The organism is Bradyrhizobium sp. 14AA (assembly GCF_054185205.1).
The window spans coordinates 111,237-125,219 of sequence record NZ_JAVAYM010000010.1; the positions used below are offsets into that span (position 1 = coordinate 111,237).

A 13,983-nucleotide genomic window follows, 5' to 3' on the forward strand; every position below is an offset into this window, starting at 1 on the left:
CCCCCTAGAGGTGGAGCCACTTCAGGAGCCCGAGCCCGATCGCGCCATTTACGATGAGGAAGATCGCGACAATCAGGTTGAGGAGCCGCGGCATGATCAGGATGAGCACGCCCGCAATCAACGACAGGATCGGCGAAATGTGGGCGACGGTGATGTGCATGAATTATCTTTCTGTGGAGATGGAGCGAATCGCGGGCGGATCATAGCGGCCCCGGTTCCGCGAGTCAGAGACGCGCAAGCCGCCGCGCGAGTTCCCGCCTCCGCGAAAACTGCCCGAAATTGCCGCGAATGCGGCAGGGCATTTCCCGGAACATTGCCAGCACGCAGGCATTGGCAACCGGTCGCGCCACTGGCGCTTCCCGAAAATCATGGCGAAGGAGTTGTCCATGCGGAACAGAATTCTTGCCCTTGCAGCGCTCGCGGCCGCAATCGGCTCGCCCCTTGCGGCGCAGGCGCAAAGCGGTGTCACGGTCGGGCGCGCGCCCGTCGTGGTCGAGAGCGGCCCGACCATCGCGGTCGAACAGCGCCCGGCCTTCCGCGACTATGTGGTCGAACAACGTGTGCCGGCCTTCCGGATTCCGGATCGCGTGGTGGTCGGCGCCACCTTACCCGAAAGCGGCGTCACCTATTATGACGTGCCGCAGCGTTTCGGCGCCACCACCTATCGCTACACCGTCGTGAACGGCGAGACCGTGCTGGTCGAGCCGCGCTCGCGGCGCATCGTCGAGGTGCTGGACTAGACTTGATCGACTCGATGTCCGGCGCGTCACATCAATCAGGCTGACGCGAGCAGTGTGTAAATCGGACATCAGGCCCTGCCCGGTCTTCCCCCCACCGGGCGGGGCCTTTTTTATTGGGCGCCAGCGTGTGCACTCTCGTGTCCCGGACGCGACGCAGCGCGCAAGCGGTGCGGCGCAGAGCCGGGACCCAGAATCTTTGTGCGGCAGGCATGGGCCCCGGCTCTGCAGCGCATCACGCCGCAAAGGGCGGCGCGCTGCGCTGCGTCCGGGGCACGAGAGCCTAATCCTGGATCTTCGAGAAATCCGCCACCGCACGCGTGGCGCTGCGGATTTCGTTCAGCAGCTTCAGGCGGTTCTCGCGCACCTTCGCATCGTCGTCGTTGACGCGGACCTTGTCGAAGAACGCATCGACCGGCGGACGCAGCTTTGCCATCGCGCTCATCGCGGCGGCAAAGTCCTCTTTGGCGACGGCAGCGCTTGCTTCCGCCTGCACCTCGCCGATCGCCTTGGCCAGCGCCTTCTCCTCACCGAGGCTGTAGAGAGAGGCATCGGGCGCACCGTCGAACGTGCGCTTGTCCTTCTTCTCCTCGATCGAGAGGATGTTGCTGGCGCGCTTGGTGCCGGCGAGCAGGTTCTTGCCGTCATCGGTGTCGAGAAACTTGCCGAGCGCCTCGACGCGGCGGACGATCATGAGCAGATCGTCCTGGCCGCCGAGCGCGAACACGGCGTCGACGAGATCGTGCCGCGCACCCTGCTCGCGGAGCTGGACTTTCAGGCGGTCAGCGAAGAAGGCGAGCAGATCGCTCGGAATCTTACCCGCATCGGCAGGCTTCACCGACAAGCCCGCAAGTGCGGAAGCCGCCACCTTCGTGAGCGAGAGCCGCAGTCCGTTCTCGACAATCAGCCTGATCACGCCCAACGCCGCGCGACGCAGCGCATACGGATCCTTGCTGCCCGTCGGCTTCTCGTCGATCGCCCAGAACCCGACCAGCGTGTCGATCTTGTCCGCGAGCGCGACCGCAACGCTGACCGGATCGGTCGGCACGCGATCGGTCGGGCCTTGCGGCTTGTAATGCTCCTCGCAGGCCGCGGCGACGGAGGCGTCCTCGCCCTGCGCCAGCGCGTAGTACCTGCCCATCAGGCCTTGCACTTCCGGGAATTCGCCGACCACTTCAGTCAGCAAATCCGCCTTGGCCAGATGCGCGGCGCGCGTCGCCTTCGCGACATCGGCGCCGACCAGCGGCGCGATCTCGGCAGCGAGACGCTCGATGCGCTTGATGCGCGCGGCCTGGGTGCCGAGCTTCTCGTGGAACACGATCTGCTCGAACTTCGGCAGACGATCCTCGAGCTTCGTCTTGAGGTCGGTCTCGTAGAAGAACTTCGCATCCGACAGGCGCGGACGGATCACGCGCTCGTTGCCGGAGACGATGACCTTGCCGCCGTCGGTCGCTTCGATGTTGGCGGTGAGGACGAACTTGTTGGTCAGCTTGCCGGTCTTGGAATCCCTGACGACGAAGCACTTCTGATTGTTGCGGATGGTGGCGCGGATTACCTCTTCCGGGATCGCGAGATATTCGGCCTCGAACGATCCCATCATGACGACAGGCCATTCGACGAGGCCCGACACTTCGTCGAGCAGCACCTGATCCTCGACGAGTTCAAAACCCTGCGCGAAGGTCAGCTCCTTGGCGTCGGCAAAGATGATGTCCTTCCGCGCCTGCGGATCGAGGATGACCTTTGCCGCCTTCAGCTTCGCCTCATAGTCTTCGAAGCGGCGCACGGAGATCGCGCTAGGTGCCATGAAGCGATGGCCGTAGGTGGTCTGGCCGGCCGCGATGCCGTCGACCTCGAACTTCACGACATCGGGCTCTTCGGTCTCCAGCCCGAACGTCGCGGTGATCGCGTGCAGCGGACGCACCCAGCTCAGCGAGCCCGGCTTTCCGGAGCGCGCGCCCCAGCGCATCGATTTCGGCCAGGGGAAGGTGCGGATGATGACAGGCAGGATTTCCGCGAGCACATCGATCGCATCGCGGCCCGGCTTCTCGATCAGGCCGATGTAGAAATCGCCCTTGGGGTCGCGCTGGATCTTGGCCTCGTCCAGCGACTTCAAGCCGGTCGCCTTCAGAAAGCCCTGCACGGCCGCATCGGGCGCGCCGACTTTCGGTCCACGGCGTTCGGTCTTGAGATCGGGCTGACGCGCAGGGATTCCGTGCACGGTGAGCGCGAGGCGGCGCGGCGTCGCGAAGGCTTTCGCGCCTTCGTAGACGAGGCCTTCGGCGACGAGCTTGTCGGTGACCAGGCGGCGCAGATCGTCGGCCGCCTTGGCCTGCATGCGCGCGGGGATTTCTTCCGAGAACAGTTCAAGCAAAAGTTCGGGCATCAGGCCGCTCCGCCCGCTTCAGTATGGATCCAGGCCTCGCCGCAGGCCTTGGCCAGCTCGCGCACGCGAAGAATGTAGCTCTGCCGCTCCGTCACGGAGATCACGCCGCGGGCATCGAGCAGGTTGAAGACGTGGCTCGCCTTGATGCACTGGTCATAGGCCGGCAGCGCCATCAGATGCGCCTCGCGCTTATCGTCCTTCCAACCGGCGTCGAGATATTTCCGGCAAGCCGCTTCCGCCATCTTGAACTGCTCGAACAGCATCGCGGTGTCGGCGACTTCAAAGTTGTGCTTCGAATATTCGCGCTCGGCCTGCAGGAAGACGTCGCCATAGGTGACCTTGGCATCGCCGTCGCGGCCGTTGAAGTTGAGGTCGTAGACCCGGTCGACGCCCTGCACATACATCGCGAGGCGCTCGAGCCCGTAGGTGAGTTCGCCCGCGACGGGGGCGCATTCAAAACCCGCGACCTGCTGGAAATAGGTGAACTGGCTGACTTCCATGCCGTCGCACCAGCACTCCCAGCCGAGGCCCCAGGCGCCCAGCGTCGGGCTCTCCCAGTCGTCCTCGACAAAGCGGATGTCGTGCACGGCGGAATCGATGCCGATCGCGGCGAGCGACTTCAGGTACAGCTCCTGAAGGTTCGGCGGCGACGGCTTCATGATCACCTGGAACTGGTAGTAGTGCTGCATCCGGTTCGGGTTCTCGCCGTAGCGACCGTCCTTGGGTCGGCGCGAGGGCTGCACATAGGCGGCGTTCCAGGGCTTTGGCCCGAGCGCGCGCAGCGTGGTCGCCGGATGGAAGGTCCCCGCGCCCATCTCCATGTCGTAGGGCTGCAGGATCACGCAGCCCTGCTCGGCCCAGAACCGCTGGAGCGCGAGGATGAAGCCCTGGAACGAGCGTTCCGGGCGCATGTGGGCGGGCAATGAGGCGTCCATCGTCAGATCAGGCTCTCGCGGGGGGGGGGTTTTGAATCGCGCGGGACCGTATCGACGGCGGGGGTGGGAATCAAGGCAAAGGGGGCGGAAATGGGCTTAACTGCACGCCGTCGGGACGGTGCCGTAGGGTGGGCAAAGGCGCACTTGCGCCGTGCCCACCATCTTTCCGCGACTTGCGAGGCCGATCGTGGGCACGCTTCGCTTTGCCCACCCTACGGCAGCGGTTTGTGGAGCACCTACCCCGGCCGATAGGCTCCGGTCACGGGGTCACGCTTCAGCGTCTGGATGTGCCCCATATGGGCGGCTTCGGCGACGCGCGACAGGCGCATCTCCTCCAGCTCCTGGTTGATCCGGAGTGCGGTCTTGTAGGCCCAGCGGACCACGGCAAGCCCGCCCAGGACGCCCGCGAATGCAACGAACGGCGGCATCGGTCGATCCTTGTTCAATGCTCAGCCCCCACGATCATTCTCGCGCACTCCGGGCTGCGCCGCAATTGGCATCCCCCGGGCCAAATGGCGCGGGGAATACCAACCGCTAGAACCCGAATTTCGCCCAAATCGCCCGCGTCTCGACCGCCGAAATCAGCTCGTCCGGCAGGCCGGCCATTGATTCCATGGCCGAAAGCTGCCCCGCGCCGGGCGATTTCCGCCCCAGAAGGCCGGAGAGCAGCCCGGTCGGCTGCACGATCACGGGGGTGAGAACCTTCTCGCCATAGCGGGCACGAAGAGTTGAGCGGAGATCGCCGATGCTGTCGGCCAGCCCCAGCGCGATCGCGCTCTCGCCGGCCCAGTATTCGCCCGTGAACAGCGTGTCGTCGGCGCCCTTGAGGCGACCGCCGCGGCTCTCCTTCACCAGCGAAATGAAGATCTGGTGGATCTCGCGCTGGATCGCCTTCAGCTTGGCGACGTCGTCAGGGTTCTCAGGGAGGAACGGGTCGAGCATCGCCTTGTGCGTGCCGGCCGTGTACAGGCGCCGCTCGATGCCGAGCCGCCTGATCGCGTCCTGGAAACCGAAGCTGCCGCCGACCACGCCGATCGAGCCGAGGATCGAGGACGGATCGCAGATGATCTCGTCGCCGGCGCAGGCGATCATGTAGCCGCCGGAGGCCGCGACGTCCTCGACGAAGACGAGCACGGGCAGCTTCTTCTCCGCCGCGAGCTGCTTGATGCGCAGATAGATCTGGCGCGACTGCACCGGCGAGCCGCCGGGCGAGTTGATCACCAGCGCCACCGCCTTGGCGTTCCGCATCGAGAACGCCCGCTCCAGCACCCGCGCGACGCCCGCGAGCGACATGCCCGGGCGCAGCGGCGTCACCGCCCCGATCACGCCGGACAGCCGCACCACCGGCACGACGGCCGTGCCGGGACGGAAGCGCGCCGGCAGATATTGCATGAGCTTGTCGGCCAGGCCGGAACTCTCACGATCGTTCAATTGTTCGGCCATGCCGTTACCTCTGATTAACCAATTCTTATCACGCGAGTGTCATTGGAAGTGCCTGGAACGTGTTTTGCAGATTTCCCGTTTGGAAGCTGCAATGAAGCAGCGGAGGAAATGCCATGAAGATCTATCTGCTGCTGATGCTGATCGGTGCGCTTTTCACCGCGATTCGCTTGACGTCCCCGCAAGAACAGCAGACGGAATCGCTTCCGCAGTAAGCCGTCACGGCTCCGCCAGCGGCAAGTTCGCTCTCCCCTCCAGAATATCCCTCACCTCTTTTTTAGGCACGATTGACTCTTCGTTAAGCATGAGGCCCGGCAGCAATCGTGTCGGACCCCGTCCACCTTTGACCGCGCGCACCAGCACGCGGATCGCAGGCCGCGCCGCCTCGCCATGAATCGGCAGGATGGACAGGCTGCCGAAGCCGCGTGACAGCGCTGCCAAAACCTCACCGAGGCCATCTGCGCGCCAAATCAGAGTCAACGCGCCATTCGATCGGAGGATACGCCGCGCGGCATGCACCCATGCATTCAGCGTCTCGTCGCTCGCCACATGCGCGGTATGACGCACCTGATCCGGCGAGCCGCGATGCCGGGCCGGATCGTTGAAGGGCGGATTCATCAACACCGCGTCGATACTGTCGGGCGACAGGCCGCTTGCCGCAAACGCCTGCGCATCGGCGGTGACGTCGAGCACGATCGCCTCGGCCGCAATGGCATTCTCCGCCGCATTGGCGCGCGCCAGCTCCGCCAGTTCGGGATTGATCTCGACCAGGCTGAGCCGGATCCCGGGAACGCGCCGGGCCAGCGCCAGCCCGGCGGTGCCGATGCCGGCGCCGAAATCGACCACGCGGTCACCCGCTCGGGCCTCCGTCGCGGCGGCCAGCAGAATGGCGTCATGCCCGGCGCGATGGCCGGACCGCTTCTGCTTCAGCCGCAACCGCCCGCCGAGAAAGGCGTCCTCGGTAATATCTGGCGGGGCCTCAATCATCGCCGCGCAGTTCGTGGCTGAGGCCGGCCTCGGTGAGGATCTGCCGGGCCTCGAGGGCGTCGTCCTCATGGACCAGGATCCGCCGCGGCAGGATGCCGAGCGAGCCCTCGATGATGCTCATGTTCTGGTCCAGCACCAGATGATGGATATTGGCGCCGTCGAGCAGCGCGCCGATCGCCGACACCAGCACCATGTCGTTGGTCCGAACCAGTTCACGCAAAACGCAGGTCTCCGGCCTGAAAGGGGGTTAAAGCGGCAAATGTCAATGGTTCCGCAGGTCTTGCCGCATCCGCCGTCAGTTTCTATTGTCTTTCCGTCAGAATAGCCCCTCCGGGGCAAATATTGGAGACCGGCGTGGCCGTCATCGTACCTTTCGAAACTCCCGGCGCGTCGATCGAAGAGCTGGTTGCCCTTGTCGCTCCTGATATGGAGCGCGTCAACGCCACGATCCTGTCGCGGACCGGGTCGGACGTGACCATGATCCCCGAGGTGGCCAACCATTTGATCTCCTCCGGGGGCAAGCGCCTGCGGCCGATGCTGACGCTGGCCATGGCCAACCTCGCCGGCTACACCGGCGACGGCCACATCAAGCTGGCTGCCTCCGTCGAGTTCATGCACACCGCCACGCTCCTGCACGACGACGTCGTCGACGAGAGCGAGATGCGCCGCGGCAAGCTCTCGGCGCGCATGCTCTGGGGCAACGAGGCGAGCGTGCTGGTCGGCGACTTCCTGCTCGGCCAGGCCTTCCGCATGATGGTCGAGGTCGGCTCGCTCCGCGCGCTCGACATCCTCTCCGCGGCCGCCGCCACCATCGCCGAGGGCGAGGTGATGCAGCTGGCCGCCGCCAAGAACACCGCAACCACCGAGGACGAATATCTCGCCGTGATCCGCGGCAAGACGGCTGAATTGTTTGCCGCGGCCTGCGAGGTCGGCCCCGTGATCGCCAACCGCCCCAAGGCGGAGCAGACCGCCTGCCGCTCGGTCGGCATGAATCTCGGCATCGCCTTCCAGCTCGTCGACGACGTGCTCGACTATGGCGGCAAGAGCGCAAAGCTCGGCAAGAACACCGGCGACGATTTCCGCGAAGGCAAGATCACGCTGCCCGTCGTGCTCGCCTTCCGCCGCGGCAACGACACCGAGCGCGCCTTCTGGATCCGGGCGCTGGAGCGCGGCGAGATCGGCGATTCCGATCTCGATCACGCCATCGGCCTGATGAACAAGCACCGCGCGCTCGAGGACACGCTGAGCCGCGCCCAGCACTATGGCGCCATGGCCGTGGATGCGCTGGCGCTATTCCCGTCCTCGCCGATGAAGAGCGCGCTGGAGCAGGTCGTGGCGTTCTGTTTGGCGCGGTCGCATTGAGCGACTGACGCTTCCATCACTTCCCCACTGTTGTTAGCTCCGTCATCCTGAGGCGCGTGTGGCGCGAGCCTCGAAGGATGCACGGCCGAGATGCATCCGGGCCGTCGCCCTTCGAGGCTCGACAAGCGCCGCTGGAGCGTCGCTCGTCTCGCACCTCAGGGTGACGGTGAGACATACGCGCTCGCTGCACCACCGCCGTCATTGCGAGCGCAGCGAAGCAATCCAGTCTGCCGCCGCGGCCAGTCTCTGGATTGCTTCGGTGCGCTCGCAACGACGGAGTATGGCGCGAAGCCAGCGCTCGCCAATTCGCATTTCAGATCACAGTGACAGCTTTGCCGACGTCCGGCCCGATGCCAGCGTGCCGTCCGCCCTGTAACTTTCATTTCGCAAGTTACTGGCCTAACCTTCCCGTCATGCAGCCCAAATCCCCCTCCATTCTGGAATGCCCGGTCGGTCGTGCCGTGGAGATGGTCGGCGAATGGTGGAGCATCCTGATCTTGCGGGATGCGTTCCAGGGCGCAACGAAGTTCGACGAGTTTTCGCAGAGCCTCGGGATCGCGCCGAACATCCTGTCGCGGCGCCTCGCTCACCTCACCGAGAGCGGCATGTTCGTCCGCCGCCGCTATCACGAGCGGCCACCGCGTTACGAATACGTTCTGACGGACAAGGCGCGGGATTTCTTTCCCGTGATCGTGGCGCTGCTCGCGTGGGGCAACAAGCATCTCGCGCCCAAGGGCGAATCCATCGTGCTCGCGAACCGGAACGACGCACGCCCATTCGATCCAGTCGTAGTCGACGCTGCCGACATGCAGCCGATCACGCTCGCCAATGCGGTCGTCATCGCTGGTCCCCGCGCCAGCCGCGGAATGCGCAAGCGGCTCGCTTCACTCAAGGCCATGAACCCGGCCGTGGCGCCGGCTGGAGACTGACATGCGTCGTATCGTCGTGACGGGAATGGGCGCGGTCTCGCCGCTCGGCTGCGGTGTCGAGCTCTCCTGGCGCCGGCTGCTCGCCGGTCAAAGCGGGCTGCGCAGCCTGCCCGAATGGGCGCAGGCGCTGCCCGCCCACATCGCCGGCCTCGTGCCCGACAAGGCCGACGACGCCGAGGGCGGCTTCGATCCTGCGCAGGCCGCGCGCCAAAAGACCAGCGCAAGATGGACCGCTTCATCCTGTTCGCGCTGCTCGCCACCGCAGAAGCGGTCGCACAGGCCAAATGGACGCCGCAGGACGCCTCCGTGCTCGAGCGGACTGCAACGATCATCGCCTCCGGCGTCGGCGGCTTCCCGGCGATGGCGGAAGCGGTGCGGATCACCGAGCCGACGGCGCGCGCCGCGCCATGGAGATCGCGCTCCGGCAGGCGAACCTCGCGCCCGCAGATCTGCAACACCTCAACGCGCATGTAACGTCGACGCCGGCCGGCGACGAGAGCGAGCTTGGCGCCATCGCCGCGCTGTTCGGCCGCAATCGAAACATCGCCGTCAGCGCGACCAAATCGGCCACCGGCCATCTGCTCGGCGCCGCAGGCGGGCTGGAGGCGATCTTCACCGTGCTCGCCCTGCGCGACCAGATCACGCCGCCGACGCTCAATCTCGAAAACGCAGATCCGGGCGCGGAGGGCATCGACATCGTCTCAGGCAGCGCGCGGCGGATGCCGATGCAGCACGCCATCTCCAACGGCTTTGGCTTCGGCGGGGTGAATGCCAGCGCGATCTTCCGCCGCATGGGCTAAACGACGGGGCCTTTCAACCAGAAGACTTGCAATCGCGGCACGCTGCGCTACGAAAACAGGATGATCGATACAAATTTCTGGCTGTTCCTGGCCGCAGCTTGTCTCATTGCCGCCGTTCCCGGCCCCGGCATTTTCTACGTGGCGGCGCGGACCCTGTCTGAGGGGCGCGCCAGCGGCTTCGCCTCGACCGCCGGGACGGCGCTGGGCGGGCTGGTCCACGTGGTTGCAGGCAGTCTCGGCATCTCCGCGATCATTCTTGCCAGCGCGGAACTGTTTGCCGCCGTGAAGTTCGTCGGCGCGCTGTATCTGGTCTGGCTCGGCATCAAGACGTTCCGCAGCGCCGGCCGCACACTGTCGCTGGAGAGCGAAACCGTCGGCGACAAGCGCGCGTTTCGCGACGGCGTGCTGGTCGAGGCGCTGAACCCGAAGACCGCGGCGTTCTTCCTCGCCTTCATCCCGCAATTCCTCGATCCCGCGGGATCCAACCCCACGCTGCAATTCATCATGCTGGGCGCGATCTCGGTGACGCTGAACACCCTCGCCGATGTCGTCGTGGTGCTGATGGCATCCGCAACACGCCCGCAGTTGATCGGGAGGCCGCATCTGATGCGGCGCCTCACCCAGGGCTCGGGTGTCTTCATCGTGGGCCTTGGCCTCTCGCTCGCGCTGGCGCGGCGGCCGGCAAATGGATAGCGCCACGATGCTCGCCCCGCAAAGCCGCTTCTATGAATCGCATGGCCTGCGGCTGCATTACGCCGATTGGGGCAACGCGGGCGCGCCTGTCGCCATCCTGGTCCATGGCGGCCGCGATCACTGCCGGAGCTGGGACGTCATCGCGCGCTCGCTGCAACCGCACTTTCACGTGCTCGCGCCCCACCTGCGCGGTCATGGCGATTCCGAGTGGACCAAGGGCGGCAGCTACGCGCTGACCGAGTATGTCTACGATCTCGCGCAGCTCGTCCGCAGCATCGCAGCGCCGCAGGTCACTCTCATCGGCCATTCGATGGGCGGCATGGTGAGCCTGATCTTTACAGGATCGTTCCCCGAGCTGGTCTCGAAGCTGGTCGTCCTCGACGGCGTGACCATGCTGCCGGATTCGCCGAAACCGCCGGCGCATGAGCGCATCGGCAAATGGGTCGGCCAGCTCGACAGACTGCACGACCGCACGCTGCGCCGCTATCCGACCCTCGCGGACGCAGCCGCCCAGATGGTGCTTCACAACAAGCGGCTGTCCCGTGAGCTCGCGTTGCATCTTGCAACGCACGGCGCGCGGCAGAACGAGGACGGCACCTATAGCTGGAAGTTCGATCCCTACCAGCGCGCCAGCGCGCCGCACCGGCTCTGGCCGGACGATCACGTCGCGCTGTGGTCGCGCATCATTTGCCCGACGCTGCTGCTGAATGCCGGCGAAAGCTTTCTCGCCGGCGCCAGGGCAGCAGGGCTTGAGCGCTACTTCCCGAATGCCCGCATCGAGACCATCGCCGGTGCCGGTCACTGGCTGCAGCACGACAAGCCGCAAGAGGTGCTGGGCGAGATCCGGCGGTTTCTCGGGCTCGACGAAGAGAGCCGCTAGCCCCGCTGCCGTAGGGTGGGCAGAGCGGAGCGTGCCCACGCTTCTGTCGCCGTATCGGAAAGATGGTGGGCACGGCGCAAGGGCGCCTTTGCCCACCCTACGGCACTGTCGTCGGGGAAATACCTAGCTCAACGTCCCCGCATGCACCCACCAGCCGGGATGATCGCGCCTGATCTTTTCGGCGGCCGTGTGCGCCTCAGTCGGTGCGCCATAGATCGCAAAGCACGTCGCACCCGAACCGGACATGCGGGCGAGCTTGACGCCGGGGGAGTCACGCAAGGCCTCCAGCACATTGCCGATGACAGGCTCGATCCGTAGTGCCGGCTCTTCGAGATCGTTGGCGACGGTTTCGAGGACGTCGACCCAATCAGCGACGGTCCCGCCCTCCTCCGGCCAGGCCGGCGCGTTGAGCACGGCGGTGGCGCCGACCAGCAGCTCGCCGTTGCGCAGGCCAAGCGCCTGGAACACGTCCTTGGTCGCGACCGGCACGCGCGGATTGACCATCACGCAAGGCATGCTCGGCAGCGCGAGCGGCAACAGTTGCTCGCCGACGCCGGTCATGTCGCAGGCGCGCGAGAACAGGCACACCGGCACGTCGGCGCCGGTCGCCAGCGCAACCTTCTGGAGCCGCGGATCATCGAGCGGCAAATTGTTGAGACGCGCCAGCAGCCGCAGCGCCGCCGCAGCATCGGCCGAGCCGCCGCCGATACCGGCCGCAACCGGCAGCACCTTGTCGAGTGCGAACGCGCCCAGCTTCAATCCCGGCACGGCTTCGGCCAGGAGCCTGGCGGCCTTGATCACGAGATTGTCGGCGGTATCGCCGCACGCCGCAGCCAGCGGCCCGGTGGTCACGAGCTTCAGCTCGCCGCCCGGCTCCAGCGTGAGCCGGTCGGCGCAATCCGCAAAGGCGACCACACTTTCGAGATCATGATAACCGTCGGCACGACGGCCCACGACGCGAAGGCTTAAGTTGACCTTCGCGCGCCCTTCCTCAATCAACGCCGGCATTGGCGATACGCCCCCAGAACTTAACCAGATTAACCGCCCTTACCGTCATCCTTCTTCTTTTCCGCCTGCGCGGCTGAAGAGTTCGAATTGTCCTCGGTGAGGCCGCCTGCGATCTTGGCCTCGATCTTCGGAAGGTCATCCGGCTCGGGCTTGAGATCGCGGGCGTGAGACCACTGGAATTTGGCTTCCAGCGTGCGACCGACGCGCCAATAGGCGTCGCCGAGGTGATCGTTGATGGTGGGATCCTCGGGCTTGAGGTCGATCGCGCGCTCGAGGTTCTTCACCGCCTCTTCGTAATTGCCGATGCGGAAGTAGGCCCAGCCGAGGGAGTCGACGATGTAGCCGTCGTCGGGACGCTGCTCGACGGCGCGCTTGATCATCTTCATGCCTTCGTCGAGGTTCACGCCCTGGTCGATCCAGGAATAGCCGAGATAGTTGAGAACGTGCGGCTGGTCGGGCTGGAGCTCGAGCGCCTTCTTCATGTCGGTTTCGGCCTTGCCCCACTGCTTGGAGCGCTCCTCGCAGATGCCGCGATAATAGTACCAGACGCTGTTGGCCTTGTCGGCGCCGGCCGGCAGCACCTCGATGCCCTGCGAATAGGTCGCACCGCAATCGCCGAACTTCTTGCGGCCGCGCTCGATGTTGCCGAGCGCCATGATGGCCTCGAGATCCTTGGCATCCTCTGTCGTGACGCCCTTGAGGATCTTGATCGCCTCCTCGGTGCGGTCGGCGGAATCGAGGTCAATGGCGAGCTGGATCTGCGCGTTGCGCTTGAGCGGCGAGGTCGACGGCACGCGCTCATAGATCTTGATCGCCATCTGCGGCCGCTTCACCGATTCATAGAGGTCGGCGAGCGAGAGTAGCGCCAGCGGATGGGTCGGCTGGAGGTAGAGCGAGAGCTGGAGATAGACCAGCGCCAGGTCCTCGCCGCCGCGGCGGGTCAGCGTGGCGCCGATGCCGTAGAGCGCTTCGGCCGCGCCGGCCTGCGCGGAATCGACCAGCGGCGGCATCTTCTTGCCGGCCTTGGTGTCGCGCAGGCCTTCCACGATCAGCGGATGGCGGGCGAGCTTCTTGTCGAAGGCCAGGTAGACGGTGGTCGCGGCAGCAGAATCCTTGTTGCGCGACAGCCAGCGCGCATAGGCCTCGGTGACGCGCAGCATGGAATCGTCGAGCTTGTAGGCGCGCTCGAAGCGGGTGCCGGCGTCCTTCTCCTTGCCGGAGAGCTCGAGGATCATGCCGGCGTGGAGGTCCTTGAACAGCGGATACCATTCGGGACCGGCCAGCTTGTCGATGGTGGCGACGCCACCCTTGGCATCGCCCGCACCATAGGCGGCCCAGCCCGACAGCAGCGTGGCGACGAGATCGGTGATCGGACCGCGGATCGACTGGTTGATGTTGGTCTGCGCGGTCGCGTACTTCTTCATCTTGAGATCGTGCACGCCCACGACGAGGCGCGCGACGCGGTTGGTCTTGTCGATGGTGAGGACGCGCTCGGCGAGCTTGACGGCCTCGTCGATATCGCCGTCGGCAACCGACGAGATGAAGGCGCGGTCGAGCAGTTCGTTGTTCTTCGGATCGGTGCGGAGTGCCGAGCGGTAGAAGGCCGCGGCGGAGGCCGCGTCACGCTCGACGCTGGCGTGGCGGGCGGCGAGATAGCTGCCGGCACCGGTGAGCGACTTCAGATCGTTCCGGGTCGGAAACTGCGCCGCCGTGTCGGAGGGATGATCCGGCGTCTGCGCCAGGACCCTGCCGGGGACCGTCGCGATCGCTGTGCCCATGAGGGCGATGGCGGCAACAGTCCAGCGGTTGAAACGATTTGAAAACATCAG

At 65.7% G+C, this 13,983-nt stretch carries 14 protein-coding genes and 1 pseudogene; 6 read left to right on the plus strand and 9 right to left on the minus strand.

The features are described 5' to 3' along the window. Positions 1-4: 4 nt before the first annotated feature. Positions 5-160 (minus strand): DUF3096 domain-containing protein, encoded by a 156-nt coding sequence (locus tag RAD15_RS19645; protein WP_018648785.1) that lies wholly within the window; start codon positions 158-160, stop codon positions 5-7. Positions 161-386: 226 nt separating this feature from the next. On the opposite strand from RAD15_RS19645, the gene RAD15_RS19650 reads away from it, so the two are divergent. After that, on the plus strand, positions 387-740 hold the full coding sequence (locus tag RAD15_RS19650) for a DUF1236 domain-containing protein (protein ID WP_458179784.1): 354 nt from the start codon (positions 387-389) through the stop codon (positions 738-740). A 280-nt stretch (positions 741-1,020) separates the two neighbouring features. Here the strand turns inward: RAD15_RS19650 and glyS are convergent, their stop codons facing one another. The 6 genes from glyS to RAD15_RS19680 form a co-directional block, all read right to left on the minus strand. Further along, positions 1,021-3,120, minus strand: a complete 2,100-nt coding sequence (glyS, locus tag RAD15_RS19655; protein WP_458179785.1) for a glycine--tRNA ligase subunit beta — start codon at positions 3,118-3,120, stop codon at positions 1,021-1,023. Next, positions 3,120-4,055 carry a glycine--tRNA ligase subunit alpha gene (locus tag RAD15_RS19660; RefSeq protein ID WP_038948278.1) on the minus strand — a complete coding sequence of 312 codons (936 nt, stop codon included), beginning with the start codon at positions 4,053-4,055 and terminating at the stop codon, positions 3,120-3,122. Before RAD15_RS19660 ends, glyS begins: the two co-directional genes overlap by 1 nt. A 236-nt stretch (positions 4,056-4,291) precedes the next feature. After that, positions 4,292-4,483: a hypothetical protein gene (locus RAD15_RS19665; protein WP_458179786.1), complete on the minus strand. Its 192-nt coding sequence runs from the start codon at positions 4,481-4,483 to the stop codon at positions 4,292-4,294. A gap of 106 nt (positions 4,484-4,589) precedes the next feature. Further along, positions 4,590-5,498 (minus strand): S49 family peptidase, encoded by a 909-nt coding sequence (locus RAD15_RS19670; RefSeq protein ID WP_458179787.1) that lies wholly within the window; start codon positions 5,496-5,498, stop codon positions 4,590-4,592. A gap of 216 nt (positions 5,499-5,714) precedes the next feature. Beyond that, a complete protein-coding gene (locus RAD15_RS19675; RefSeq protein ID WP_458179788.1) occupies positions 5,715-6,482 on the minus strand; it encodes a tRNA1(Val) (adenine(37)-N6)-methyltransferase in 768 nt (255 codons plus the stop codon). After that, positions 6,475-6,702 (minus strand): putative signal transducing protein, encoded by a 228-nt coding sequence (locus RAD15_RS19680; protein ID WP_458179789.1) that lies wholly within the window; start codon positions 6,700-6,702, stop codon positions 6,475-6,477. The genes RAD15_RS19675 and RAD15_RS19680 overlap by 8 nt, the downstream gene beginning before the upstream one ends. Positions 6,703-6,836: 134 nt before the next feature. Here RAD15_RS19680 and RAD15_RS19685 point away from each other — a divergent pair, with 134 nt between their 5' ends. From RAD15_RS19685 to RAD15_RS19705, 5 genes and pseudogenes are all read left to right on the plus strand, one after another. Then, positions 6,837-7,844, plus strand: a complete 1,008-nt coding sequence (locus RAD15_RS19685; RefSeq protein ID WP_026202916.1) for a polyprenyl synthetase family protein — start codon at positions 6,837-6,839, stop codon at positions 7,842-7,844. A gap of 413 nt (positions 7,845-8,257) precedes the next feature. Beyond that, positions 8,258-8,773, plus strand: a complete 516-nt coding sequence (locus tag RAD15_RS19690; protein WP_458179790.1) for a winged helix-turn-helix transcriptional regulator — start codon at positions 8,258-8,260, stop codon at positions 8,771-8,773. A 1-nt stretch (position 8,774) separates the two neighbouring features. After that, positions 8,775-9,573: pseudogene (locus RAD15_RS19695) on the plus strand (beta-ketoacyl synthase N-terminal-like domain-containing protein). 60 nt (positions 9,574-9,633) lie between these two features. Then, on the plus strand, positions 9,634-10,266 hold the full coding sequence (locus RAD15_RS19700; RefSeq protein ID WP_458179791.1) for a LysE family translocator: 633 nt from the start codon (positions 9,634-9,636) through the stop codon (positions 10,264-10,266). Between the two features lie 7 nt (positions 10,267-10,273). Then, positions 10,274-11,146, plus strand: coding sequence for an alpha/beta fold hydrolase (locus RAD15_RS19705; RefSeq protein WP_458179934.1), 873 nt, complete (start codon positions 10,274-10,276; stop codon positions 11,144-11,146). 123 nt (positions 11,147-11,269) lie between these two features. Here RAD15_RS19705 and RAD15_RS19710 read toward each other — a convergent pair whose 3' ends face one another. Continuing rightward, positions 11,270-12,154, minus strand: coding sequence for a 4-(cytidine 5'-diphospho)-2-C-methyl-D-erythritol kinase (locus tag RAD15_RS19710; RefSeq protein WP_458179792.1), 885 nt, complete (start codon positions 12,152-12,154; stop codon positions 11,270-11,272). A gap of 29 nt (positions 12,155-12,183) precedes the next feature. After that, positions 12,184-13,980, minus strand: coding sequence for a tetratricopeptide repeat protein (locus tag RAD15_RS19715; protein WP_458179793.1), 1,797 nt, complete (start codon positions 13,978-13,980; stop codon positions 12,184-12,186). Between the last annotated feature and the right edge of the window lie 3 nt (positions 13,981-13,983).

Excerpts from the sequence above, each read along its gene's own strand:
- RAD15_RS19660 (WP_038948278.1), bottom strand. The coding sequence starts at position 4,055 with ATGGACGCCTCATTGCCCGCCCACATGCGCCCGGAACGCTCGTTCCAG.
- RAD15_RS19675 (WP_458179788.1), bottom strand. The coding sequence starts at position 6,482 with ATGATTGAGGCCCCGCCAGATATTACCGAGGACGCCTTTCTCGGCGGG.
- RAD15_RS19665 (WP_458179786.1), bottom strand. The coding sequence starts at position 4,483 with ATGCCGCCGTTCGTTGCATTCGCGGGCGTCCTGGGCGGGCTTGCCGTG.
- RAD15_RS19645 (WP_018648785.1), bottom strand. The coding sequence starts at position 160 with ATGCACATCACCGTCGCCCACATTTCGCCGATCCTGTCGTTGATTGCG.
- RAD15_RS19700 (WP_458179791.1), top strand. The coding sequence starts at position 9,634 with ATGATCGATACAAATTTCTGGCTGTTCCTGGCCGCAGCTTGTCTCATT.
- RAD15_RS19670 (WP_458179787.1), bottom strand. The coding sequence starts at position 5,498 with ATGGCCGAACAATTGAACGATCGTGAGAGTTCCGGCCTGGCCGACAAG.
- glyS (WP_458179785.1), bottom strand. The coding sequence starts at position 3,120 with ATGCCCGAACTTTTGCTTGAACTGTTCTCGGAAGAAATCCCCGCGCGC.
- RAD15_RS19690 (WP_458179790.1), top strand. The coding sequence starts at position 8,258 with ATGCAGCCCAAATCCCCCTCCATTCTGGAATGCCCGGTCGGTCGTGCC.
- RAD15_RS19650 (WP_458179784.1), top strand. The coding sequence starts at position 387 with ATGCGGAACAGAATTCTTGCCCTTGCAGCGCTCGCGGCCGCAATCGGC.
- RAD15_RS19705 (WP_458179934.1), top strand. The coding sequence starts at position 10,274 with ATGCTCGCCCCGCAAAGCCGCTTCTATGAATCGCATGGCCTGCGGCTG.
- RAD15_RS19710 (WP_458179792.1), bottom strand. The coding sequence starts at position 12,154 with ATGCCGGCGTTGATTGAGGAAGGGCGCGCGAAGGTCAACTTAAGCCTT.
- RAD15_RS19715 (WP_458179793.1), bottom strand. The coding sequence starts at position 13,980 with ATGTTTTCAAATCGTTTCAACCGCTGGACTGTTGCCGCCATCGCCCTC.